Raw genomic sequence first — 24,992 nt, 5'->3', positions numbered from 1 at the left:
CTCGCGTCCAGGGGATGGCCGAGGCACGGAACGAGTCCGTTCGAGCGACGAATCGGGTTCTGGCGAAGCCATGCTTTGCCGGCGGCCCGAACCGTGCGGCCGGGGCCGCACACGGTGTCGAGGCAGCCGGGCTCCGCGTCCGTTCGGCTGAACCGTCGCCGTCGTTCGCGTTTCGCCACGCGACACACGGCCCCAGTCGCGTCGTCCAGAATGGCGCGGGGGGACTGAACATCATGAAGACCGTTTTCGTATCTCTGCTGGCGCTTGTCGCCGCCACGCCTGCGCTCGCCCAGAGCGACGCCTCGCTGCCGCCCAAGGATGCCGAGGGCAACGACATCACCGTCACCGCATCCCGCTCGGGCGAGGGCATCGCGGTGAAGGATCTGCCGGCCTCGGTCACGGTGCTGAGCAGCGAGCAGATGGAGGAGCGCCAGACCCGCATCGTCTCCGACATCCTGCGCGACGTGCCGGGCGTCGCCGTCAACCGCTCGATCGGCGGCCTGACCGACATCCGCATTCGCGGCAGCGAAGCCAATCACGTGCTCGTCCTGATCGACGGGATCGAGGCGTCCGACCCTTATCAGGGCCAATACGATTTCGGCACGCTGATCGCCGACGACAAGGCGCGGATCGAAGTGCTGCGCGGGCAGCAATCGTCGCTCTACGGATCGGACGCGATCGGCGGCGTGATCCAGTATATCACGCCCACCGGCACCGAATCGCAGGGCCTGAGCGCTCGCGTCGAGGGCGGATCGTTCGGCACGGCGGCGGGCGCGGCGCGCTTCGGCGGGGTTGCGGGCACGCTGGATTATGCACTGTCCGGCACGCTCTATCGCACCAACGGCACGCCGACCGCGCGGGATGGCACGCGCGACGTGGGGTACACTGGCGTCGGCGCGAGCGCGAAAGTGAACTGGACGCCGTCCGACATCTTCAAGCTGACCGGCGTGGGTCGCTACAGCTATACCGATGCGCTGAGCAACGACACGGCGTTTTCCGGGCCGAAGTTCGGCTATATCGTCGACACGCCGGGCACGCATTTCCGCAACAAGGCCTATTACGGCCTGCTGCGCGCAGCATTGTCGCTGGCCGACGGCAAGTGGAACACCGCGCTGACCGGGCAGATCGCCGACACGACGCGGACCGGCTACAGCGCGTTCGGCGTGGATTATGGCGACAAGGGCCGCCGCTACAAGGGATCGCTCGAATCGAGCTTCCAGTTCGGCAGTGACGAGTTCCGCAGCAAGCTGACCGGCGCGGTGGATTACGAGCGCGAGGAATTCCAGAACACGGTGGCTTCTCCGTTTTCGTTCAGCGGGCGCAAATCGACCGAGAATTGGGGGTTCGTCGGCCAGTATGAGGGCACGATCGCCGATGCGCTGGTGCTGGGTGCGTCGATCCGTCGCGACCAGAACGATCGCTTCGCCGACGTGACGACCTATCGCCTGCAGGCCGGATATCGCTTGCCGTCCGGTTTGCGCGCGCACGGCGCGTACGGCACCGGCGTCAAGAATCCGGGCTATTTCGAACTCTTCGCCTATGCGGACGGCCGCTATATCGGCAACCCGAATTTGAAGCCGGAAAAGTCGAAAGGCTGGGAAGCGGGCCTCGACCAGGAATTCGCCGGCGGCAAGGCGAAGATCGGTGCGACCTATTTTGACAGCAAGTTGGAAGACGAGATCTACACGACCTTCCCGGCGCCGACCTTCGTTGCATCGCCGGCCAACCGCACTACCCTGTCGCGGCAGAAGGGCGTCGAAGTGTTCGCCTCGGCCCAACCGATCGATCAGCTTCGCTTCGACATTGCGTACACCTATCTGCATGCGCGGGAGAACGGCACGGTCGAGGTGCGCCGCCCGAACCATATCGGCAGCTTCAACACGACCGTGTTCAGCATGGACAAAAAATTCTCGACCACGCTGACCGTGCGCTACAACGGCCGGCAGGACGATGTCGCCTTTACCGATCCGAGCTTCATTCCGGTACGGGTGAGCTTGCAGGAATATGTGCTGGTGAACCTGAACGCCGAATATAAATTGAGCGATCGCTTTTCGGTCTTCGGCCGGGTCGAGAATCTGTTCAACGAGCGCTACGAAGAGGTGTTCAGCTTCGCCACGCCGGGGCGCGGTGCTTACGGCGGCGTGAAGGCACGCTTCTGATGAAGGTGCGGCCGGCATGGCTCGCGTTGCTGTCGCCCGCGCTTCTGGGCGGCTGCACCGCGAGCGTGCCGGCCGCGTCCGTTCCGGTCGCACGGCCGATGCGGGTGATGAGCTTGAACCAGTGCACCGACCAATTGGTGCTGGCGCTGCTGCCGCCTAGCCGGATCGCTTCGGTGACGTGGCTGTCGCGCGATCCGCGCTATTCGGCGCAAGTCGCGGCGGCGCGACGCGTGGCGGCCAATCACGGCAGCGTCGAGGAGGTCGCGCGGGCGCGGCCCGATCTGATCGTGACCGATACCTTCTCCAATCCTGGCGGGCGCGCGATGTTGCGGCGGCTGGGCTATCCGGTGCTCGAACTGGCGGATTCCGGTGATGTCGCAGGGATACGACGCAACGTCGGCGTGCTGGCGGCGGCGCTCGGCGAGCGCGCGCGCGGCGAGGCGATGATCGCGCGGATGGATGCGCAACTGGCACCGGTGCGCAGCGCAAGGCCGATCACTGTCGCCGCCTGGGGGCGGGACGGCATGAGCGACAGTCCTTTTCTCTCAGCGATCGTCGCTGCCGCCGGACTGACCAGCGTGGGATCACGCGGCGGGATCGAGGCCTTGTTGCGGGCGAAGCCGGATTTCCTGGTCCGCGGCGTGGCCGACCCACGTGAGGGGTCGTTGGGCGATAACGTCAGCGGTCATCCATTGGTGCGGCGTTTCTGGCCGGCGGCGAAGCGGCTGACCGTGGCGCAATCGGCGACGATCTGCGGCACGCCGGCGATCGGCGACGCTGCGGTCGACCTGCGGCGACAGGTGGCGGCGGTGACATCTTGAGCGCGCGCTGGCTGATCGTGTTGGTAGGTGCCTTGGTGGCACTGGCCTTCGTGTCCCTGCTCGCCGGATCGGTCTGGATGACGCCAGGCGAAGTGATCCAAGCATTGGCGGCACCGCGCGATAGTCTCGCACGGCTGATCGTGATCGAGGTGCGTTTGCCGCGTGTGGTGCTGGCGGTGTTGGTCGGCGGCATCCTCGGGCTTTCGGGGGCGGTGTTGCAGGGGCTGCTGCGCAATCCACTGGCCGAGCCTGGGTTGCTCGGCGTGTCGTCGGGCGCGTCGCTCGGCGCGGTGATCGCGATCTATTACGGGTTCGCCGCCAGTTTCGGACTGGCGACGCCGGTGTTCGCGATGGTCGGGGCGCTGGTGACGGCGGGCGTGGCGTTCGCGCTGTCGCGGCGCGGGGGTACGCTGTCGCTGATCCTTGCGGGCGTGGCGATGTCGAGCATTGCGGGGGCGGGGGTGAGCCTCGCGCTCAATCTCGCGCCCAATCCTTTCGCGGCCTACGAGATCATGACGTGGTTGATGGGGTCGCTGAGGGATCGCAGTTGGGATCATGTGCTGCTTGCCGGGCCGTTCATCGCCGTAGGCGCTGCACTGTTGCTCCTGACCGGCCGCGCGCTCGACGCGCTGACGCTGGGCGAGGCGCAGGCGGAGAGTTTGGGCGTGCATCTCGGGCGGGCGCGGCTGTTCGCGCTGCTCGGCACGGCGCTGGGCGTCGGCGCGGCGACGGCGGTGACCGGGGCGATCGGGTTCGTCGGGCTGGTCGCGCCGCATATCGTGCGGCCGCTGGTCGGGCATCGGCCGGGTGCCACTTTGCTGCCGGCGGCGATCGTAGGTGCGCTGGTCGTGCTGGCCGCCGATCTGGCGACAAGGATCCTGGATTTCGGCACGGAGATCCATCTCGGCGTGTTCGTGTCGGTGATCGGGGCACCGTTCTTCCTGTGGCTGGTGCTGCACGTGCGGAGAACCGCGCCGTGAGCGACCTTGTGTTGACTGGTATCGCCGTGCGGCGGGGCGGGCGCGTGGTGCTCGACGCCGCCGATGCGCATTTCGCGGCGGGGCGGCTGACGGCGGTGATCGGGCCGAACGGCGCGGGTAAATCGACGTTGCTGGAGGTCGCCGCCGGCTTGCTGGCGCCGGAGGCGGGTAGCGTGACGCTGGGCGGTCAGGCGCTGTCCTCCTTGTCGCGGAAGGTGCTGGCCACGCGGCGCGCCTATCTGCCGCAGAACCCGCGGATCGATTGGGCGATCAGCGTGGAGCGCGTCGTCGCTTTGGGGCTGATCGCGCATCTGCCGGCCTTCGGGGGGCTGCCCGGATCGTGGCGGCCGAAGATCGATGCGGCGCTCGCGCGCTACGATCTGGCGGATCTGCGCGACCGTCCGGCGACACAGCTGTCGGGCGGCGAGCTGGCCCGCGTGATGCTCGCCCGCGCGACGGTGGGCGAGCCGGAGCTTCTGATCGTCGATGAGCCCACTGCCGGGCTCGATCCGCGCCACGCGCTCGATGCGGGACGGCGGTTGCGCGCGCTGGCCGATGGCGGCTGCACGGTGATCGTGGCGTTGCACGATCTCGATTTGGCGATGCGCATCGCCGACGATGTGGTTGCGGTGAAGGGCGCGCAGGTCGTCGGGCAGGGCGGGGCGGATGCGATGTTTACCGATGCCAGGCTCGGCACGCTTTACGATGTCGAGGCTCGGGTGATCCGACAGGATGGCGGGGCGACGATCCGCTTCGTTTGAGCGGCACCTGCTATATCTCAAAGAATATAGTATGGGTCAATTAATGAAATCCCGATATAACTTCATGCCGCTGAAGGTATCAATGCTCCGCATCGTTTCGCATGCACGATGCGTTACACTCGCCATGCGTAGTGAAACAGTTCGGCAAGGCGGTGCATCGGCGTCGTCCATCATGGGCCGAAACGGAAGGGGCGAGATATCATGGAAACATCCGGCGAAGTCGAGGTTTCGCGCCGCGGGATCCTGGTCGGCGGTGCCGCGGTGGCGGCATTGAGCGCGGTGCCGGAGGCGCAGGCCGCGAGGCCCGCCACGCAGGCTGCGCCCGAGACCATGAAGGTGTCGCTACAGGTCAACGGTAAGCGTCGCGACCTGGTCGTCGATACCCGCACCACCCTGCTTGATGCGTTGCGCGAGAATCTGCACCTGACGGGCACCAAGAAGGGTTGCGACCACGGCCAATGCGGCGCTTGCACCGTTTTGGTCGACGGCGTGCGGATCAATTCCTGTCTGACGCTCGCGGTGATGCACGAAGGCGATAAGGTCACCACGATCGAAGGGCTGGGAACGCCCGACAATCTGCACGCGATGCAGGCGGCGTTCGTCAAGCACGATGGGTATCAGTGCGGATATTGCACGCCGGGCCAGATTTGTTCGGCGGTGGCGGTGCTTGACGAGATCAAGGCCGGCGTGCCGAGCCATGTCAGCGCCAGCCTGGTCGACAGGCCCAAGGTCACGAACGATGAGATGCGCGAGCGGATGAGCGGCAACATCTGCCGCTGCGGTGCCTATTCGAACATCCTCGAGGCGATGACCGAAGTCGCCCAGGGTCGAGAGGGGGCCAAAGCATGAAGCCGTTCACCTATACCCGTGCAACGTCGCCTGCCGAAGCGGCGGCGGCGGTCGCCCGCACCCCCGGCGCGAAGTTCATCGCCGGCGGCACCAACCTGCTCGACCTGATGAAATTGCAGATCGAGACGCCCGCGCATCTGATCGACGTGCAGGATCTGAAGCTCGATCGGATCGAGAAGACGAAGGACGGCGGCCTGCGCATCGGCGCGCTCGTTAAGAACACCGCTTTGGCGTCCGACGAGACGGTGCGGCGCGATTATGGCGTGCTCAGCCGGTCGCTGCTCGCCGGGGCTTCGGGTCAGTTGCGCAACAAGGCAACGACGGCGGGCAATCTGCTGCAGCGTACGCGCTGTCCGTATTTCTACGACACCAACCAGGCGTGCAACAAGCGCAAGCCCGGGTCCGGCTGCGCCGCGATCGGTGGATTCAGCCGGCAATTGGGCGTGATCGGCACGAGCGACGCGTGCATCGCGACTCATCCGAGCGACATGGCCGTGGCGATGCGCGTGCTGGATGCGAGCGTCGAGACGGTGAAGGCCGATGGCGCGACGCGCAGCATCCCGATGGCGGATTTCCATCGCTTGCCCGGCAACACGCCGCATATCGAAACCGCCTTGATGCCGGGCGAACTGATCACGGCCGTGACCTTGCCCAAGCCGATCGGCGGCATGCATCTTTATCACAAGGTGCGGGATCGTTCGTCCTACGCATTCGCGCTGATCTCGGTGGCGGCGGTGGTGCAGCAGGACGGCACGGGCCGCGTCGCGGTCGGCGGCGTGGCACATCGGCCCTGGCGGGTCGAGGCGGCGGAGGCGGATCTACCGCGCGGTGCGCGGGCGGTGGCGAGCGGATTGCTGGCCGGCGCGAAACCGTCTCACGAAAACGCATTCAAGCTTCCGCTGGTCGAGCGCACGCTCGCCGCGGTCCTGGCCGAAGCGAAGGGCTGACCCATGAAATTCGACACACCAGCAGGCCGGAACCCGATCGACCAGTTGAAGGTCGTCGGCAAGCCGCACGATCGCATCGACGGCAAGTACAAGACCACCGGAACGGCACCCTATGCCTATGAACGCCACGACGTCGCGTCCGATCAGGCGTACGGCTACATCGTCGGATCGGCGATCGCCAAGGGCAGAATCACCTCGATCAACCTAGCCGACGCCAAAACCGCCCCCGGTGTCCTGACGATCGTAACGGCGCAGAACGCCGGCAAGTTGGCCAAGGGCAATTTCAACACCGCCAAATTGTTGGGCGGGCCAGATATCGAGCATTACCATCAGGCGATTGCCGTGGTCGTGGCGGAAACGTTCGAGCAGGCCCGTGCCGCGGCCGCATTGGTGCGAGTTGAATATGCTCGCGAGGCTGGCGGCTTCGATCTCGCCGCCGCCAAGGACAAGGCTACCAAGCCAGCCGGTGGCGGCTTTGGCGGGGAAGCGGATTCCAGCTTTGGCGATTTCGCTTCGGGTTATGCAGCCGCGCCGATCAAGCTCGACCAGACCTACACGACACCCGATCACAGCCATGCGATGATGGAGCCGCATGCGACGATCGCTGCTTGGGAGGGCGACAAGCTGACGCTGTGGACCTCGAACCAGATGATCGCCTGGAGCAAGGGCGACGTCGCCAAGACGCTCGGCATTCCGAAGGAGAATGTCCGACTCGATTCGCCCTATGTCGGCGGCGGGTTCGGTGGAAAGCTGTTCGTGCGCGCCGACGCGATCATGGCGGCGCTGGGCGCGAAAGCAGCCGGGCGGCCGGTAAAGATCGCGTTGCCGCGTCCCTTCATGATCAACAACACGACGCATCGGCCCGCTACGATCCAGCGCATCCGTTTGGGTGCCGACAAGACCGGCAAGCTGATCGCGATCGGGCACCAGAGCTGGTCGGGCGATCTGCCCGGCGGCGGGCTGGAGACGGCGGCCGCACAGACCAAGATCCTCTATGCCGGTGCGAACCGCATCACGCAGCAACGGCTGGCGGTGCTCGATCTGCCCGAGGGCAATGCCATGCGGGCGCCTGGCGAGGCACCGGGCTTGATGGCGCTGGAAATAGCGATGGATGAACTGGCCGAGAAGCTGGGCATCGATCCGATCGAGCTTCGCGTCATCAACGATACTCAGGTCGATCCGGAAAAGCCGGAGCGTAAATTCTCGCAACGGCAGTTGATCGAATGCCTGCGCACGGGTGCGGACAAGTTCGGCTGGGCGCAGCGACACGCAAAGCCGGCGATGGTCCGCGACGGACGCTGGCTGATTGGCATGGGCGTGGCTGCGGGATATCGCGGCAGCCTGCTGATGAAATCCGCCGCGCGGGTGCGCCTCGACGCCAAGGGGATCGTCACGGTGGAAACCGACATGACCGATATCGGTACCGGCACCTATACAATCCTGGCGCAGACGGCGGCCGAGATGATGGGCATCGACCTTGATCAGGTGAAGGTGGTTCTAGGCGATTCCGATCATCCCGCGTCGGCCGGCTCGGGCGGGCAATGGGGGGCGAACAATTCGACCTCCGGCGTATATGCCGCCTGCGTGAAACTGCGCGAAACGGTGGCGCAGAAGCTCGGCTTCAATTCCGCCGACGTGCAGTTCAGCGCCGGCAAGGTGACATCGGGTAATCGCAGCGCAAAGCTGGGGGATGCCGCCAAGGATGGCGAGATCGTCGCCGAGGACGCGATCGAATATGGTGATCTCGACAAGAAATATCAGCAGGCGACGTTCGCCGGTCATTTCGTCGAGGTCGCGGTGGACAGCTATACCGGCGTAACGCGCATTCGTCGTATGCTCGCGGTATGCGCGGCGGGGCGGATCATCAATCCGAAATCGGCGCGCAGCCAGGTGATCGGCGCGATGACCATGGGCGTCGGCGCGGCGTTGATGGAGGAACTGGCGGTCGACAAGCGCTTCGGCTTCTTCGTCAATCACGATCTCGCCGGATACGAGGTCCCTGTGCATGCGGATATTCCGCACCAGGAAGTGATCTTTCTCGATGAGGTCGATCCGCTGTCCTCACCGATGAAGGCCAAGGGTGTCGGCGAGCTCGGCCTGTGTGGCGTTGGCGCGGCGATTGCCAATGCCATATACAATGCGACTGGCGTGCGAGTGCGAGATTATCCGATGACGTTGGAGAAGCATCTGGATCGTTTGCCGGCGGTGGCTTGAATGCATGTTTCGAACGCTCGGCCGATCCTCTCGTTTGATCGGTTCTTCGCATATCTTCACCCTGGGCAGTGTTTGGGGTGAAGATATGCTTCAGGCCGATGCCTGCCGCACCCGGTTCGCGACAAGATCGTCCACCACGTTCGGGTCCGCCAACGTGCTGGTATCCCCCAGGCTCGACAGATCGCCCTCGGCGATCTTGCGCAGGATGCGGCGCATGATCTTGCCCGAACGGGTCTTGGGCAGGCCGGGGGTGAACTGGATCGCGTCGGGCGTGGCGATCGGACCGATTTCCTGGCGGACCCATTTCACCAGATCGCGGCGCAGCTCATCGGTCGGGTTCTCGCCGGCGTTGAGGGTTACATAAGCATAGATCCCCTGGCCCTTGAGATCGTGCGGAAAGCCCACGACGGCGGCCTCCGCAACGGTCTTGTGCAGGACCAGAGCGGATTCGACCTCGGCCGTGCCCATGCGGTGGCCGCTGACGTTGATCACGTCGTCCACGCGCCCGGTGATCCAGTAATAGCCGTCGGCATCGCGGCGGCAGCCGTCTCCGGTGAAATACGTGCCGGGATAGGTGCTGAAATAGGTCTGGAAGAAGCGGTCGTGATCGCCCCACACGGTGCGCATCTGCCCCGGCCAGCTCCGCGCGATGACGAGATTGCCCTCGGCCGCGCCTTCCATCATCTTGCCCTCGGCATCCACAAGTTTGGGTTCGACGCCGAAGAACGGGTGGCTGGCACTGCCCGGCTTCAATGCGGTCGCGCCGGGCAGGGGGGTGATCATGTGTCCGCCGGTCTCGGTCTGCCACCAAGTATCGACGATCGGGCAGCGCCCGCCGCCGACGACCTCATGATACCAGCGCCAGGCCTCGGGATTGATCGGTTCGCCGACGGTGCCGAGGAGTTTTAGTGAGGAGCGGTTGGTTGAGGTGACATAAGTGTCGCCTTCCTTCATCAGCGCGCGCAGCGCGGTCGGCGCGGTGTAGAGCTGGTTGACCTTGTGGCGATCGACCACCTCCCAAATGCGCGACGGACTAGGCCAGTTGGGCACGCCTTCGTACATCAAGGTCGTCGCGCCGTTGGCGAGCGGGCCGTAGACGATGTAGCTGTGGCCGGTGACCCAGCCGATGTCGGCGGCGCACCAGTAGATGTCGCCGGCGCGGTAATCGAACACCAGTTCGTGCGTCAGACTGGCCCAGAGCAGATAGCCGCCGGTGGAGTGCAGCACGCCCTTGGGCTTGCCGGTCGATCCCGATGTGTAGAGGATGAACAACGGATCCTCGGCATTCATCGGTTCGGGCGCGCAATCGGCGGACGCGTCCGCCATCAGATCGCCATAATAGAAATCGCGTCCTTCGGTCATTGGAACGTCGCCGCCGGTCGCCTTCACGACGATCACCGTGTCGAGGCAGGAGGTCAGCTTGGCCGCGGCATCGACATTGGTCTTGAGCGCGACCGCCTTGCCGCCGCGCCGGCCTTCGTCGGCGGTGATGACGATGCGCGAATCGCAATCGGTGATCCGGCCGGCCAGCGCATCGGGCGAGAAGCCGCCGAACACGATCGAATGCACCGCGCCGATGCGGGTGCAGGCGAGCATCGCCACCGCCGCCTCCGGAATCATCGGCAGGTAGAGCGTGACCCGGTCGCCCTTGCGAACGCCCCTGGCCTTCAGGACATTGGCGAACTTGCAGACCTCGACGTGGAGTTCGGCATAGGTGATGTGGCGCGGGGTCGCCTTCGGATCGTCGGGCTCCCAGATGATCGCGACCGTGTCGCCGCGCTCGGCCAGATGGCGATCGAGGCAATTGGCGGAGACGTTGAGCACGCCATCGGCGAACCAGCGGACGGCGAAATTCTCTTCGCCAAAATCGCTTTCGTCGGCGCGCGTGGGTGCGGTCATCCAATCGAGCCGCTGCGCCTGTTCGAGCCAATAGCCGGTGGGGTCGGCGAGTGAGCGCGCGTAATCGGCGGCATAGGTCGCGGCATCGATACGGGCGCTGTTCGCCCATTCCGCTGGCACCGGATAGATGTCGTCGCTCACAAACTCTCCTCTAGTTCAGGCGGATGCCGATCCACAGCGTCCGCGGCGTGCCGAGATCGATCGAGCCCGCCTGGTTGCGGGTGACGACCGTCTCGTCGAAGATGTTCTCCGCGCGGCCGACCAGCGAGACATGCCTGGCGATCGGCACCCGGACGACCGCATCTACCGTCAATGCAGCGCGGAGTATATCGGTCTGGAGGTCGTCTTCATATTGTTTGCCGACGTAGCGGACAGTGCCGGAGAGCGACCAGTCGGTGGCGGGTGCCCAACCCAATGTCGCGCTGGCGGCCTGGCGCGGGCTTTGCGCGGGCACGAAGCCGTTCAGCCCGATCGACGCGCCGCTCGCACGGACATGGGCGTCGCTGAACGCATATGAGGCATCGAGGAAGATCGGTCCGCGTATGACGCCGGCGGTGATCTCCACGCCCTTTGCCACGACCGCATCGACATTGCGGCGCTGGCGCAGGTTGGTGCCGATCGTCACATTGGCGATGGCGTCGTCGAGGCGGTTGTAGAAGGCGGTGACGCCGATCTTCACACCCTTGGCCGGGGTCAGGTCCGCGCCGCCTTCGAACCCGCGCAGCTTTTCCAGGCCCAGAGCGGCATTGGCTTGAGTCGTGACCGGAAACACTACGAACGGACGGTAGAGTTCGTTGAGCGTCGGAAGACGGAAGCCGGTATAGCCCGCGACGCGCAACGCCACCGCATCGGTCGCGCGAAACAGCGCGCCGGCGCGTCCGGTCGCCTCCACGCCGTTGCGATCGCCATAGCGTTGATCGGTGGTGACGCTGCCGGCATTGGTCTTCTCGCGGAAGAAGCCGTCGGTGATGGTCCAGCGATCGCCGCGCAGCCCGCCGGTCAGGATCAATCGGCCGATCGTCCAGTCGTCCTCGACGAACAGGCCGGTGGTGCTGGTGTCGCCGCCGGCATTGCGCCGCGCGGTGACCAGGCCGGTGACGGTGCTGTAGGCGTCTTCGAACAGCTGGCCGTCCGCCTTGCGCGCGTCCACGCCGATGCGCAGGACGTGATCCGGTCCGACCGGAGGACGGATCTCGATCTTGCCGCCGATGCCGGTGGAGGGCGTGTTGCGCTGATCGAGGCTGAGGCGGAAATTCGTGCTGCTGATCACCCTGTTGCTGAAGTTGCGCGCCTGAACATAGGCCAACGCATCGATCTGCCAGCGCCCGCGATGGACCAGCCGTATGCTTGCATCCTCGCCCTGCGAGGAACTGTCGGCACCGGCGAAGCGCAACGTGCGATTGTCACCGAACAGCAGGCCACGAAATTGCAATTCGGTGTCGGCATCGACCGGGGCCACGGCGCGCAGTCCGGCGGACCAGTCGCGATAGCGCGCGCGGACCGTGGCGGGGACGCGCTGATCGCCAGGCGTAGTGAAGAAGCCATCGCCGCGTTCGAACCGGCCCGACAGGGTGGCGAAGCCGCCGCCGAGATCGGGCGAGACCGAGCCGGCCACGCTCATCGCATTATTGCTGCCGTAAAAGGCGCTGCCGGAATAGTTCGGCAGATCGGCGCGCGTTGCGCTGACCAGTTCGACCGTGCCGGCCACCGCGCCGGCCCCGAACGGCCCGGATCCACCCCCGCGCGTGATGCGCACGCCGGACAGGCGATCCGCCGACAAGGCGGTGAACGGGATATAGCCGAAGAACGGATCGGCCAGCGGTACGCCATCGAGCAGCACGAGCGCGCGGCTCGACGCGTTGCCGCCGAGCGCGCGGAGCGTAACGCCCTGCGCGGAGGGGTTGGCCGATCGGCTGTCCGACCGGCGGAATTGCTGGAAGCCGGCAACGTCCTTCAGGACATTCTCGACCCGGTCGGAAGCCTCGTCGTTCAGGCGGGCGCGGTCGATGATCGATGAGCCATAGGCTGGCGTGCCGGGCGGCAAGGGCAGGCCGGAGCCGAGCACGACGATCTCGCTTTCGTCCTCTGACGCGGGCGGCGCGGTCTGGGCCAAGGCCGGTAGCGGCAGCAGCAGAGCGATCAGGGGCAATCCGAAGAAGCGGCGCATCGAGAACATGGACTTTCGGAAAAAAAGAGAAGGGCGGCCCGAACGACGGACCGCCTTAGTGGTTTTAGAGCGTACGAACATTCAGTCTTTTTGCGGTCCACTCGCCGGTCGTATCCGTCCCCCCGGACTTGTTCCGGGGTCCACCGTGTCGGCAGCCTGATCATCAACCTCATGGTTCTGGTCAAGCCGCTTGGTTGACCCTGGAACGGGTCCAGGGTGACGGCTGGGCGATGGGTAATGCAAGCACCGCACGCCTAAGTCGATATATCGCTCTTTGCGGCCACGCTTCGGAGAGACAGGATCACGCCCGATGCGGGCAGGTAGCCGCGCTTTGCGAACGGCAAGTCGAACTATGCTCGCTAAATCCCATTCGTTCGATAGGAATAGTGTCGTTACGGCGCGAGACTGGTTTCGGGTCGATACGGTTCAACCATGCGAGGAGTTCTCGATGATGCGTTGCCATTATCTCCATCGGCCCCCCGGGACGCGCTGTCGCCCCTGAGGCCCTGACGGCCATTCACCCATCGTAGCAGCCTGAGCGCCCTACCGGCGCAATGGTGACGCTGTGTCCGCTCCGCACGCTTATCCGGCTTGCGGGACGGGATAGCTGCGCCCGCAGCAGATGGCCGACGACACACGACGATTACCGAACAACTCTTCCAAAACCATAAGGGGAAGGGCAGCGATGACGCATGCCTATCGACGACTGAAACTCATCGCCGGCGCAGCGCCCCTGGCATTTGCTGCGCAGCATGCGGCCGCGCAGACCGCCGCACCGATCAAGATCGCGAGCGCGGATCCGGCCGCGCCCGCCACCGCGCCGGAATCGCTGACGACCGATGCGGAGCCGTCCAGCGAGGTCATCGTCACCGCTCGTCGGCGCGAGGAACGCGCGCAGGACGTGCCGATCGCGTTGAGCGTCGTGGGCAGCGAGCAGCTGGCGGCGCGGGGCGATTTCCGGCTCGATCAGGTGCAGCAATTGGTGCCGTCCCTGCAGGTGTTCAGCTTCAATCCGCGCAACACCAACATCAATATCCGCGGTCTCGGATCGAACGTGGCGCTGACCAATGATGGGTTGGAAAACGGCGTCGGCGTCTATGTCGACAACGTCTATTACGGGCGCGTCGGGCAGAGCCAGTTCGATCTGGTCGATCTCGATCATGTCGAGGTGCTGCGCGGGCCGCAGGGCACGTTGTTCGGCAAGAACACCACGGCGGGCGCGATCAACATCAGTTCGAAACTGCCCAAGTTCGATTGGGGCTTCGACGGGCAGGCGGATGTCGGCAATTACGATTTCTCTCAGCTGCGCGGATCGCTCACCGGGCCGCTGATCGACGGGCTTGCCGCTTTCCGGCTGAGCGGTGCCTATACCGACCGTGGCGGCTTCCTCTACGATACGACGACCAAGCGCGACGTGCACGATTATCGCAACGCGACGATCCGTGGGCAGTTGTTGCTGACGCCGGCGCCGAACCTGACGGTGCGGCTGATCGGCGACTGGGGGCAGCAGGACCAGAATTGCTGCATCAACGTGCTGGTCGGCAGCTTCGGCACCTACGACAATGGCGCGGCGATCGCGAACACCTTCGCCGATCGCACGACGCGGTTGGGCTATACGCCGCCGCCGTTCGATCCCTTCGCCCGACGGACCGACGCCAATTCGCGGTTCCAGGCGAACATGAACACCTGGGGCCTGTCGGGCGAGATCAATTACGATATCGGCCCGGCGACGATCACGTCGGTTACGGCCGGAAGGCGCTGGAACTGGTATCCGGGCAACGACAGCGATTACACCGCTTTGTCGATCAACCTGCAGAGCCAGCAGCAGAATTTCCAGCGCCAGTTCAGCCAGGAAGTGCGCATCGCCTCCAACGGCAAGAATATCATCGATTATGTCGGCGGGCTCTATTATTTCTACCAGAACGTCATCGGGCGCGGGACGACCGAATACGGCGCGGATGCGGGCGCGGCGCTGTACCCCACCGTGCCGGTGGCGGTCGCCAACATCGCGGCAAACGGCCTGCTTACCAACTCGCAATCCGACCCGCACACGCGCAGTTTCGCGGTGTTCGGGCAGGGGGTGTGGCATATCGACCCCGCGCTCAGCCTGACCTTGGGCCTGCGCTACACCCATGAAGACAAATGGGGATCGTACAGCAGCACTCGCGTGTTCGCGCAACCGACGACCGGCTTGAACGCCACGCAGCTCGCGCAGGTCGCCACGATCCGCAACACGTTGAGTCCGATCGCCGCCTTCGACGTCTCGGCTAAGAACGATAGCCTGTCGGGCCTCGCGACCCTCGGCTGGAAACCCTCCGACGATGTGCTGCTCTACGCGACCTATTCGCGCGGTTCGAAATCGCAGGGGCTGAACCTCACCAATCTGCCCGCGGGGGTGTCGGCACTGGTCGAGCCCGAGAAGGTCAACAATTACGAGATCGGCGTGAAGTCGCAATTCTTTGATCGCGCGGTCACGGTGAACCTGGCTGCGTACCAGACCGACGTCACGCAATATCAGACGACGATCGTGCAGCAGATCATCGGCACCACGACGTACATCAACTATATCGCGAACATCCCCAAGGTCCGCTCGCGCGGGTTCGAGGGCGATGCCGCGTGGCAGATCGACCGCCATTTCGGCGTGACCGGATCGATCGCGTACACCGACGCGACCTATGTCGATTATCCGAACGGCCCAGCGCCGGTCGAACAACTGAACCTGGGCCAGGTGCGCAGCATGACCGGACAGCCACTCGCGGGCGTGCCGAAATGGTCGGCGGCGCTGGGCAGTGACGGCACCGTGCCGCTCCGCAAGGGCGTGGACCTCTACGGCCATGCCGACTGGTCGTACCGCTCGTCTTATTACACCGTTGCCAGCAACAGCCGGTACGGGCTCGTGCCGGGTTATGACGTGGTCAACGCGCGGGTCGGGGTGCGTCTTGCCGACGGCAGATACGATCTGTCGCTATGGGCGCGAAACCTGCTGAACAACGAGTATTTCCAGACGCTGAGCGTGCTCAATTACGGCCTCGTCACCGCGACATTGGGCGATCCGCGCACCTTCGGCGCCACCTTCCGGGTCAAATTCTAGTCAGGAGTGGCAGATGGCCAGCATCCCCTATTTCGCGCACGTCGCGGACACGCCGCAACCATCCAACGCGCGAAGCGATCGACCGGACGGATTGCGTCTGCTCGGCTTCGGGTCGCTCGCAATCCCGATCGCGGGGGCGGGCCTGCCGCTCGTGCTATTCGTGCCGCAATTGTATGCGACGCACTACGGATTGTCGCTGGCGGCGATAGGTCTGGTGTTCTTCATTGGTCGCTTCTGGGATGTGGTGAGCGATCCGCTCGTTGGCGCATTGAGCGACCGGACGCGCAGCCGGTTCGGGCGGCGGCGGCCATGGATCGCGGCGGGCGGCGTGCTGTTCGGCGTCGGATCGACCCTGTTGTTCTTTCCGCCCGATATCGTCTCTCCGCTCTATCTCGGAGTGGTACTGTTCATCTTCTACAGCGGCTGGACGATGATCGAGATTCCCTTCTCCGCCTGGGCGGGGGAGTTGTCCGGCGAGTATCACGAACGCACGCGCGTGGTGACCTATCAGGCGACGATGCGCGCGATCGGGCTGGTGCTGACGCTGATCCTGCCGACCTTGCTCGAACAGGTCCGCCCGGCCGATATCGCGCTGAAGCTGCACGTCGTCGGCGGGTTCATCCTGATCACGTTGGCGCCGACCTTGCTGCTCACATTGTTCGCGTTGCCGGAACCGGCGCGCCCGATCGAGCGCCTGCCGCGTGCGCGCTTCTGGCAGACCGCGACGTTGATCCTGCGCGACCGGCTGCTACTGCGCGTGCTCGCCTCCGATACCGTGGTGACGGCGGGGCAATCGATCCGCGCCGGGCTGATCGTGTTCTTCGCGGTCAATTACATGGGGCTGCCGGCCTGGGCGAGCGGGCTGTACCTGCTGCAATTCACGTTCGGTATCCTCGCTGGGCCGATCTGGCTCGCGATCGGCAAGCGCCACGGCAAACGGCGCACCGCGATCGCCGGGGAACTGGCGCAGGCGGCGATCAATATCGGCCTGATCGCGGTCTTCCCCGGCATGCTGTGGCTACTGATCGCGCTCGCCGTGGCGCAAGGGCTTACACAAGGGTCGGGCAACCTGATGCTGCGCGCGATGGTCGCCGACGTGGCCGATGCGCACGAGTTGGAGACCGGACACAACCGCACCGGCCTGTTCTTCTCGGTGTTCAGCCTGACGATGAAGCTGGGGCCGGCGATCGGCATCGGGCTCGCGCTGCCTTTGGTCGCGTGGTTCGGTTTCCAGCCCAAGGGCCATAGCTGCCCGGAATCGTTGGAGGCGCTGAAATACGTCTTCGCGCTCGGCCCGGCGCTCGCACACATCGTCGCCGCTTCGCTGATCTGGCGCTTTCCGCTGGACGAGGCCGCGCACACCGAGATCCGGCGCGCGCTGGATACCCGCGCTGCGACCTGAGTGTTCCCCCCGTACCACCGCAGAGAGAAGGAGAAGTGCCATGACTGCCTTGATCCACCATTTCGACAATGTGAAAGACGCCGACAATCCGCTGGACGTCGTGCCCGTGGGCGGACGCATCGGGGCCGAGATCCGGGGCGTTAAGCTCGACGGCGATCTCGACGAACCGACCGTCGCGGCGATCCGTGCGTCGCTGCTGCGCCACAAGGTTATCTTCTTTCGGGGCCAGACGCACCTGACCGACGAAAGCCACGAGGCGTTCGCCGCCAGGCTGGGCGAGCCGCTGGCGCATCCTACCGTGCCGGTGGCGGAAGGATCGCGCTTCCTGCTGGAACTCAACTCGAAGGAAGGCGAGGCGGCATCCGCCTGGCATACCGACATCACGTTCCTGCCGGCCTTTCCGTCCGCATCGATTCTGCGCTCGCTGATCATCCCGCCGGCGGGTGGCGATACGCTCTGGGCGAACGGCGCGGCGGCCTATGCCGATCTGCCCGCCCCGCTCAAGGCGCTCGCCGACCGGCTGCGCGCGATCCACACCAATGCCTATGATTATGCCGCCTCGCGACCCGAAGCATCCGAAGACCAGATCAAACGCCATCGCGAGATTTTCGCCTCGACGGTATACGAGACCGAGCATCCGGTGGTGCACGTCCACCCCGAGACGCAGGAACGCGTGCTGTTGCTGGGCAATTTCGTGAAGTCGTTCGTGGGGCTCAACCGCGATGACTCCGCGCGCATCTTCAGCCTGTTGCAGGATCATATCACCAAGCCGGAGAATACCGTGCGCTGGCGCTGGAACCCGGGCGACGTGGCGATCTGGGACAATCGCGCGACGCAGCACCGCGCCATCGCCGATTTCGGCAAGCAGCGCCGCCTGCTGCGCCGCGCGACGATCGCGGGGCAGGTGCCGGTGGGCGTCGATGGCTCCGGCAGCCGGGTGGTGAAGCCCGAGCCGCAGCTGGAACTCGTCGCGGCGGAGTGATCAGTATGGCATCGTCACCCCGGACTTGGTCCGGGGTCCACCAGGCGGCGTGCTTCGAAGCAAGAGATTAGAACGACAAGCATGCGGCACGGTGGACCCCGGAACAGGTCCGGGGTGACGTTGTGTTTTTGGCAAAGCGGAGCGCTCTTCGCGTTCGATGTCCCAAGAGGCAATGATGAAGAAACGATATCTGTTACTGTCCGCGACGGCGGTGCTGGCTCCATTGGCGCTTCTTCAAGGGGCGGCGCCGGCCGCCCCGGCCAGGGCGGCGGACCCGGCGCGCAAGCCGAACATACTCATCATCGTCGCGGACGATCTCGGCTATTCCGATGTAGGGGCGTTCGGGGGCGAGATCCGGACGCCTAACCTCGATGCGCTCGCCTCGCGCGGGTTGAAGCTCACCGGCTTCCATTCCGCCCCGGCCTGTTCGCCGACCCGTTCGATGCTGCTGTCGGGCACCGACAACCATCTCGCCGGGCTCGGCAATATGAGCGAGTTGCTCGCGCCCAATCAGCGCGGCCAGCGCGGCTATGAGGGCTATCTGCCGAGCGATATCGTATCGCTGGCGGATCGGCTGCACGATCTGAATTACGCGACGTTGATGTCGGGCAAATGGCATCTCGGCACACGGGCCGAGGATAGCCCGGCGCGGCACGGCTTCGACCAGAGCTTCGATCTCGCACAGGGTGGCGGCAACCATTACGGGCTCGATATCTCGAAGAAGCCCGGCGATTTCGGCACGACCTATTGGGAGAACGGCCAGCAGCTCGCCACGCTGCCCGCCAACTTCTATTCGTCGGACACCTATGCGACCAAGTTGATCGAATTCCTCGGCAAGGCGGACAAGACCAAGCCGTTCTTCGCCTATCTCACTTTCACCGCGCCACACTGGCCGCTTCAGGCACCTGACGAGGATGTCGCGCGCTACAAGGGCAAATACGATGCCGGGTTCGAGGTGCTGCGCGAACACCGGCTGGCGCGGCAAAAGGCGCTGGGGCTGATTCCTCAGAACGTCGTCGCGCATCCGATCGAGGTGCTGAAGGGCAGCAAGCGTTGGGCCGATCTGTCGCCACTGGAAAAGGCCGAACATTCGCGCGCCATGGAGATCTATGCGGCGATGGTAGACCGGATGGACCAGAATGTCGGCCGCGTGATCGCGCATCTGAAGGCCACCGGCCAGTACGACAACACGATCATCCTGTTCACTGCCGACAATGGGGCGGAGGGACTGGATGTCGCGCGCGCGGAAATTCCCGGCCTGTCGCTGCGCGTGAAGGCTGCCGACAATCGGCTGGAGAATTGGGGCAAGCCGACATCGTATATCGGCTATGGCCCCGGTTGGGCGCAGGCGGCGACCGCGCCGTCCTGGCTCTACAAGGGTTTCACCACCGAGGGCGGCACCCGAGTGGCGGCGTTCATCGACTGGCCGGGCGGCAAGCGCAGCGGCGTCTCGGGCGTGTACGGCACGGTGATGGACGTGGTGCCGACCTTGGTCGAGGCGGCGGGCGGCGAATGGCGCGGTAGCAGCTATGCCGGCCGTACGGTGCAGCCGGTGCGTGGGTCGAGTTGGCGGCCCTATCTCACAGGGGCGGCGAAACGCGTTCATGCGCCGGACGAGCACGTCGCCAGCGAATTGTTCGGTCGCCGCGCGGTGCGGCAGGGCGACTGGAAGGCGGTCAATCTCGGTGACGGCTGGCGGTTGTTCAACCTCGCCGACGATCCCGGCGAGACCCGCGATCTCGCCAAAAGCGAGCCGAAGCGGCTGGCTGCGCTCGCCGCCGCCTGGGACGGTTATGGCAAGCAGGTGGGGGTGATCCTGCCCTCCACGCCGGCGACGTTCCCGTGATCCGGCCGCTGCTGCTGGTGGTCGGCGCGCTGGCACTGCTCGGGGCGGATGCACGACCGGTGCCGGCGCGATCCGCCGTCGCGCAGCGCTGCGGCGGCGATCGCAGCGACGGCAGCGTGCTGGTGCCCGCCAGCCGGTTCGCGATCGGCAGCGATCGTTTCTATCCCGAGGAAGGCCCGCCGACGCCGGTCGAGGTCGACGCCTTTCGGATCGATGCACATGAAGTCACCAACCGCCAGTTCGCCGCCTTCGTCGCGGCGACCGGCTATGTCACCGAGGCCGAGCGGCCGAACGGCGGCGCGTTCGTGTTCGTGCCACCGCGCCTGCCAGGCGATACGCCGGACCCGGCCGAATGGTGGCGCTTCGTGCGCGGTGCGAACTGGCGGCATCCGCACGGGCCGCATACCGATCTGAAGGGCCGTTCAGAGCAGCCGGTGGTCGATGTGACCTATGCCGATGCGGCTGCTTACGCTCGCTGGTCGCGGCGGGCGCTGCCTAGTGAAGAGCAGTTCGAGGCGGCCGCCCGCTTCGGTCTGCGCGATCCCGATGCTCGGCCCGATGCGCGCCACGCCAACACCTGGCAGGGGAATTTTCCGAACCGGAACAGCGGCGAGGACGGTTTTGTCGGCCCCGCGCCGGTTGGGTGCTTCGAGCCGAACGGGGTCGGCGCGTACGATTTGATCGGCAATGTGTGGGAATGGACCAAGAGCTGGTATCTCCCCGGCCACGGCGCGTTCGCGACCGGCGACGGCACACCCGGCAACCCGAGCTTCGATCCGCGCCAGCCCGGCGCGCGGGCGCGCGTGATCAAGGGCGGATCGTTCCTGTGCGCGAGCAATTATTGCGCCCGCTACCGGCCCGCCGCGCGGCATGCGCAGGAGGAGACGCTGGCCGCGTCGCATCTGGGGTTCCGGACGGTCGCGTTGGGACGTTCTAGATAGAGTGGATCGGCGCGAGCGGGGCGATGTACGCCACCGCGCGATCGTCGTCCGATGCCACGCGCGGATCGAGCAGGGCAAGATAGGCCAGCAGGCGTTCCTCTGCCGCCGTGCCGGTGCTCGATCGATTGCTCGGGTGATCGGATGACGGTGCGCTAAGATCGACGAACCGGCTGCCCCAACGGTCGGCGAGGGCCAGCACCTGTTCGACATACAGGGTCACGTCGTTTGCCACGATCGACGGGAAGGGCAGGCGGTGCGTGGGGCCGGTGCTGGCGCTCGCCGCGATCGGTGCTTGGCCGAGTTCAACATGCAGCGGGGAGCGGAACACCGCGCCGCGCACCGCATCCAAATAGCTGCGCGGCGAGAGCTGTGCCCACCACGCCACCGCCAGGCACGCGACGCCGCGCGCGACGATCACCGCCGGTATGGAGCGGCGAGCGAAGGCCGCGTCGAGCTGCAAGGCCCAGCGTCCGTTATGGAATTTGGCCAGGTCCAGTTCGACATGGTTTACCGCGTTCGGCAGCTTGGGGTCGCCCTTTGCGGTCACCAGGATCGGTTGGACTTGATCGGACGCGAAATCCATTACGGCTCTCCCTGTTCGGGCGCGCGGTGTCGGTCTGCCATTATGGGCGCGCCGACTCCGACTACGCCCCCCGCAGGAGAGGCTATTCCTACCGTGGCGGAGGACAATGGGGTTGCGCCGGATCGCCGCGCCGCTGCGCCGAGTGGATTTCACCCGCCGGGTTCCGCCCGGTCGCGCTTCGCCAACGTGCCGCCGAATCGAGCGTAGAGCGTCGGCAGGACGAACAACGTCAGCAACGTCGCAGAAATCAGGCCGCCGATGACTACGGTGGCGAGCGGCTTCTGCACCTCCGCGCCGGCACCGTGGCCGAGTGCCATCGGCACGAACCCGAGCGACGCGACGAGCGCGGTCATCATCACCGGTCGCAGGCGGAGCAGCGCGCCTTCCCGCGCCGCCTGCGCACGATCCATCCCCTGTCGCCTCAGATCCTGGATCGAGCTGACCATGACCAAGCCGTTGAGCACGGCGACGCCGGACAGCGCGATGAATCCGACTGCCGCCGATACCGAGAACGGCATGCCGCGCAGCACGAGCGCGAGGATGCCGCCGACCAGCGCGAGCGGAACGCCGGTGAACACCAGGGCGGCGTCCCGGACCGATCCGAGCGCGCCGTAGAGTAGCAGCATGATGACCGCGAAGCAGATCGGCACGACGATCGACAGCCGCGCGCGGGCGGCGGCCAGATTTTCGAACTGACCGCCCCATTCGAGATAGGTGCCGGGGGACAAAGCGACCTGTGCATCGAGCGCCGCCCGTGCGTCGGCGACGACGCCGGCGACGTCGCGCCCACGCACGTTCGCCTGCACGACCACCCGCCGCTTGCCGTTCTCGCGGCTGATCTGGTTCGGACCGTCGCCGATCGCGATGTCCGCGACGCTGGCGAGCGGCACGAACGCTCCGCTCGCGGTCGGCACCGGCAATTGCCCGAGCGTCGGCAGATCCGAGCGGGAGGCCTCCGCCAACCGGATCACGACCGGAAAGCGCCGGTCGCCCTCGAAGATCATGCCGGCCTGCCGCCCGCCGATCGTGGCGGACACGAGATCCTGCACGTCGCCCGCCGTGACGCCGACTCGGGCCATCGCATCGCGGTTCGGACGGATGTCGAGCAAAGGCAGTCCCTCGGTCTGCTCGACGCGCACGTCCGCCGCGCCGCGCACCTTGCGCAACACCTCCGCGATGCGAACGGCGCTGGCGTTCATCTGCGCGAAGTCGTCGCCGAAAACCTTCACCGCGATATCCCCGCGCACGCCAGCGATCAGCTCGTTGAAGCGCATCTGGATCGGCTGGGTGATCTCATACGCATTGCCGGGGATGGTCGAGACCTTCTTCTCGATCCGCTCGACCAGGTCGCTTTTGGGCAAAGACGGGTCGGGCCACTGGGCGCGGGGTTTGAGCATGACGAACGTGTCGGTAGCGTTGGGCGGCATCGGGTCGGACGCGATCTCCGACGTGCCGGTGCGCGAGAAGGCGTATTCGACCTCCGGTTCGCGCGAGATGATCTTCTCGACCGCGAACTGCATCTGCTGGCTCTGCTGCACCGACGTGCCGGGCGGTCGCCACGCCTGTACGAGGATGTCGCCCTCATCGAGCTGCGGCAGGAATTCCTGCCCCAAAGTGGAGAAGGCCAGAGCCGCGAGCACCACGCCGACGAGCGCGCCGCCGATCGTGAGGCTCGGCCTGCGCATCGCGACGTCCAGGCCGGGTTCGTAGCGGCGTTTGATCGCAGCTATGATCCGGCTTTCCTTCTCGTCGACCCGCCCGCCCAGGAACGCGGCGATCGCCGCGGGAACGAACGTGACGGAAAGGACGAAAGCGAACAGCAGCGCGATGATGACGGTCAGCGCCATCGGCTCGAACATCTTGCCCTCGACGCCCGAAAAGGTGAGCAACGGGGTGTAGACGAGGACGATGATCGCCTGTCCGTAGAGCGACGGGCGGATCATCTCGCGCGCCGACGCCGCGACCACGGCGAGGCGTTCGCTCAACGGCAAGGGGTCGCCCGCCTCATGCTGCCGCTCGCGGAGCCGCCGCAGCGCATTCTCGACGATGATCACTGCACCATCGACGATCAGGCCGAAATCGAGCGCGCCGAGACTCATCAGGTTAGCGGACACGCCGGCACGCAGCATGCCGGTCGCGGTCAGCATCATCGTGATCGGGATAACGAAAGCGGCGATCAGCGCGGCGCGGAAATTGCCGAGCAGGGCGAACAGGACAACGATCACCAACAGCGCGCCCTCGGCCAAATTGCGGGCGACGGTGGCGATGGTCGAGTTGACCAATTCGGTGCGGTCGAGCACCGGCTTGGCGACGATGTCGGTCGGCAGCGATCGACCGATCGCCTTGAGCCGGTCCGCCACCGCCGTCGCGACCGTGCGGCTGTTCTCGCGAATGCGCATCACGGCGGTGCCGACGACCACCTCGTGCCCGTTTTCCGATGCCGAGCCGGTGCGGATGCCTTGGCCCGCGCGCACCTCAGCCACCTGACTGAGCAAGACCGGCACGCCCTCGTGCGAGGTCACGACGGTGCGCGCGAGTTCGTCGGCGGTGCGGACGCGGGCGTCGGACCTGACGAACAGGCCGGCACCGTTCAGATCGACCGTGCCCGCGCCGACGCTGGTGTTGCTGCGCTCGAGCGCGGTCGCCAGGTCGCCGACGGTGAGGCGCATCGCGGCGAGCCGCTGCATATCCGGAATGACGAGATATTCGCGATCGTAACCGCCGAGCGAATCCACGCCGGCCACCCCCTCGGTGCCGCGCAATTGCGGCGCGACGATCCATTCCTGCACGGTGTGCAGATAGGTCGCCTTGTCGGCCTCGCTGACGAGATGCTCGCCCTCCGGCGTGATATAGCTGCCGTCGCGTTGCAGGCCGGGTTCGCCGTCGCGGTGCCGGACCTGATCGAGTTCGCGATATTCGACCGTCCACATGAAGATGTCGCCAAGACCGGTGGCGATCGGCCCCATTTCCGGCATGACGCCGGCGGGAAGCCGCCGCTCGGCCATTCGCATCCGCTCGGCGACCTGCGCGCGGGCGAAATAGATATCGGTGGAATCGGAGAACACCGCCGTGATCTGCGCGAAGCCGTTGCGGTTCAGCGAGCGGGTGAATTCCAGCCCCGGAATACCGGCGAGCGAGGTTTCGATCGTGAACGACACCTGCCGCTCGATCTGGTCGGGCGACAGCGACGGCGCGAGGACGTTCACCTGCACCTGATTGTTGGTGATATCCGGCACGGCATCGATCGGCAGACGTTGCAGAGCGAAGATGCCGGTCAGGGCGGCGATGACGGTGAGCAGCAGGACGAGCCAGCGGCGTTCGACCGAGAAGGTGACGAGACGGGAGATCAT

16 protein-coding genes are annotated in these 24,992 nt (G+C 65.7%); 12 read left to right on the top strand and 4 right to left on the bottom strand.

Going from position 1 to position 24,992, the window contains the following annotated elements:
* Nucleotides 1–233 precede the first annotated feature (233 nt).
* The 7 genes from ASG11_RS12680 (at nt 234) to paoC (ending at nt 8,731) form a co-directional block, all read left to right on the top strand.
* The gene (locus tag ASG11_RS12680) at nt 234–2,159 is read left to right on the top strand and encodes a TonB-dependent receptor plug domain-containing protein (RefSeq protein ID WP_055779758.1); all 1,926 of its coding nucleotides are present in this window, start codon (nt 234–236) and stop codon (nt 2,157–2,159) included.
* Nucleotides 2,159–2,980: an ABC transporter substrate-binding protein gene (locus tag ASG11_RS12675; protein ID WP_055779757.1), complete on the top strand. Its 822-nt coding sequence runs from the start codon at nt 2,159–2,161 to the stop codon at nt 2,978–2,980. Before ASG11_RS12680 ends, ASG11_RS12675 begins: the two co-directional genes overlap by 1 nt.
* Entirely contained in the window at nt 2,977–3,960 is a 984-nt protein-coding gene (locus ASG11_RS12670) for a FecCD family ABC transporter permease (protein ID WP_055779754.1), read from the top strand. Before ASG11_RS12675 ends, ASG11_RS12670 begins: the two co-directional genes overlap by 4 nt.
* Nucleotides 3,957–4,721 (top strand): ABC transporter ATP-binding protein, encoded by a 765-nt coding sequence (locus tag ASG11_RS12665; RefSeq protein ID WP_055779751.1) that lies wholly within the window; start codon nt 3,957–3,959, stop codon nt 4,719–4,721. Before ASG11_RS12670 ends, ASG11_RS12665 begins: the two co-directional genes overlap by 4 nt.
* Before the next feature lie 201 nt (nt 4,722–4,922).
* The gene (gene paoA, locus ASG11_RS12660; RefSeq protein WP_055779749.1) at nt 4,923–5,570 is read left to right on the top strand and encodes an aldehyde dehydrogenase iron-sulfur subunit PaoA; all 648 of its coding nucleotides are present in this window, start codon (nt 4,923–4,925) and stop codon (nt 5,568–5,570) included.
* Nucleotides 5,567–6,517 carry an FAD binding domain-containing protein gene (locus ASG11_RS12655; protein WP_055779746.1) on the top strand — a complete coding sequence of 317 codons (951 nt, stop codon included), beginning with the start codon at nt 5,567–5,569 and terminating at the stop codon, nt 6,515–6,517. The genes paoA and ASG11_RS12655 overlap by 4 nt, the downstream gene beginning before the upstream one ends.
* A gap of 3 nt (nt 6,518–6,520) precedes the next feature.
* Complete coding sequence (paoC, locus tag ASG11_RS12650) at nt 6,521–8,731, top strand: aldehyde oxidoreductase molybdenum-binding subunit PaoC (RefSeq protein ID WP_055779743.1); 2,211 nt, start codon at nt 6,521–6,523, stop codon at nt 8,729–8,731.
* Nucleotides 8,732–8,821: 90 nt separating this feature from the next.
* On the opposite strand, the gene acs is transcribed toward paoC, so the two are convergent.
* Nucleotides 8,822–10,771 (bottom strand): acetate--CoA ligase, encoded by a 1,950-nt coding sequence (acs, locus tag ASG11_RS12645; RefSeq protein WP_055779740.1) that lies wholly within the window; start codon nt 10,769–10,771, stop codon nt 8,822–8,824.
* A gap of 10 nt (nt 10,772–10,781) precedes the next feature.
* Nucleotides 10,782–12,797, bottom strand: coding sequence for a TonB-dependent receptor (locus ASG11_RS12640; RefSeq protein ID WP_156363806.1), 2,016 nt, complete (start codon nt 12,795–12,797; stop codon nt 10,782–10,784).
* A gap of 685 nt (nt 12,798–13,482) precedes the next feature.
* Between ASG11_RS12640 and ASG11_RS12635 the strand changes: the two genes are divergently transcribed.
* The 5 genes from ASG11_RS12635 to ASG11_RS12615 all read left to right on the top strand — a co-directional run bounded on the left by ASG11_RS12635 (nt 13,483) and on the right by ASG11_RS12615 (nt 21,059).
* Nucleotides 13,483–15,888: a TonB-dependent receptor gene (locus ASG11_RS12635; RefSeq protein WP_055779738.1), complete on the top strand. Its 2,406-nt coding sequence runs from the start codon at nt 13,483–13,485 to the stop codon at nt 15,886–15,888.
* 13 nt (nt 15,889–15,901) lie between these two features.
* The gene (locus ASG11_RS12630; RefSeq protein ID WP_055779735.1) at nt 15,902–17,290 is read left to right on the top strand and encodes an MFS transporter; all 1,389 of its coding nucleotides are present in this window, start codon (nt 15,902–15,904) and stop codon (nt 17,288–17,290) included.
* Nucleotides 17,291–17,330: 40 nt separating this feature from the next.
* Complete coding sequence (locus ASG11_RS12625) at nt 17,331–18,272, top strand: TauD/TfdA dioxygenase family protein (protein WP_055779732.1); 942 nt, start codon at nt 17,331–17,333, stop codon at nt 18,270–18,272.
* Nucleotides 18,273–18,444: 172 nt separating this feature from the next.
* The gene (locus ASG11_RS12620; RefSeq protein ID WP_156363755.1) at nt 18,445–20,118 is read left to right on the top strand and encodes an arylsulfatase; all 1,674 of its coding nucleotides are present in this window, start codon (nt 18,445–18,447) and stop codon (nt 20,116–20,118) included.
* Nucleotides 20,115–21,059: a formylglycine-generating enzyme family protein gene (locus ASG11_RS12615; RefSeq protein ID WP_055779730.1), complete on the top strand. Its 945-nt coding sequence runs from the start codon at nt 20,115–20,117 to the stop codon at nt 21,057–21,059. The genes ASG11_RS12620 and ASG11_RS12615 overlap by 4 nt, the downstream gene beginning before the upstream one ends.
* Here ASG11_RS12615 and ASG11_RS12610 read toward each other — a convergent pair.
* Both ASG11_RS12610 and ASG11_RS12605 read right to left on the bottom strand, forming a co-directional pair.
* Nucleotides 21,052–21,642 carry an alpha/beta hydrolase gene (locus ASG11_RS12610; protein ID WP_055779728.1) on the bottom strand — a complete coding sequence of 197 codons (591 nt, stop codon included), beginning with the start codon at nt 21,640–21,642 and terminating at the stop codon, nt 21,052–21,054. The genes ASG11_RS12615 and ASG11_RS12610 overlap by 8 nt on opposite strands.
* Nucleotides 21,643–21,791: 149 nt before the next feature.
* Entirely contained in the window at nt 21,792–24,992 is a 3,201-nt protein-coding gene (locus tag ASG11_RS12605; RefSeq protein ID WP_055779725.1) for an efflux RND transporter permease subunit, read from the bottom strand.

This window comes from Sphingomonas sp. Leaf357, assembly GCF_001423845.1.
Classification (GTDB): domain Bacteria; phylum Pseudomonadota; class Alphaproteobacteria; order Sphingomonadales; family Sphingomonadaceae; genus Sphingomonas.
Note: the sequence above shows the minus strand (reverse complement) of the source record. Positions and strands in the feature narration are given on the sequence as shown.

What these genes read in the sequence shown, in the direction of transcription:
- ASG11_RS12680 (WP_055779758.1), top strand. Translation starts at nt 234, where the DNA reads ATGAAGACCGTTTTCGTATCTCTGCTGGCGCTTGTCGCCGCCACGCCT.
- ASG11_RS12675 (WP_055779757.1), top strand. Translation starts at nt 2,159, where the DNA reads ATGAAGGTGCGGCCGGCATGGCTCGCGTTGCTGTCGCCCGCGCTTCTG.
- paoA (WP_055779749.1), top strand. Translation starts at nt 4,923, where the DNA reads ATGGAAACATCCGGCGAAGTCGAGGTTTCGCGCCGCGGGATCCTGGTC.
- ASG11_RS12655 (WP_055779746.1), top strand. Translation starts at nt 5,567, where the DNA reads ATGAAGCCGTTCACCTATACCCGTGCAACGTCGCCTGCCGAAGCGGCG.
- paoC (WP_055779743.1), top strand. Translation starts at nt 6,521, where the DNA reads ATGAAATTCGACACACCAGCAGGCCGGAACCCGATCGACCAGTTGAAG.
- ASG11_RS12640 (WP_156363806.1), bottom strand. Translation starts at nt 12,797, where the DNA reads ATGCGCCGCTTCTTCGGATTGCCCCTGATCGCTCTGCTGCTGCCGCTA.
- ASG11_RS12635 (WP_055779738.1), top strand. Translation starts at nt 13,483, where the DNA reads ATGACGCATGCCTATCGACGACTGAAACTCATCGCCGGCGCAGCGCCC.
- ASG11_RS12630 (WP_055779735.1), top strand. Translation starts at nt 15,902, where the DNA reads ATGGCCAGCATCCCCTATTTCGCGCACGTCGCGGACACGCCGCAACCA.
- ASG11_RS12625 (WP_055779732.1), top strand. Translation starts at nt 17,331, where the DNA reads ATGACTGCCTTGATCCACCATTTCGACAATGTGAAAGACGCCGACAAT.
- ASG11_RS12620 (WP_156363755.1), top strand. Translation starts at nt 18,445, where the DNA reads ATGATGAAGAAACGATATCTGTTACTGTCCGCGACGGCGGTGCTGGCT.
- ASG11_RS12610 (WP_055779728.1), bottom strand. Translation starts at nt 21,642, where the DNA reads ATGGATTTCGCGTCCGATCAAGTCCAACCGATCCTGGTGACCGCAAAG.
- ASG11_RS12605 (WP_055779725.1), bottom strand. Translation starts at nt 24,992, where the DNA reads ATGATCTCCCGTCTCGTCACCTTCTCGGTCGAACGCCGCTGGCTCGTC.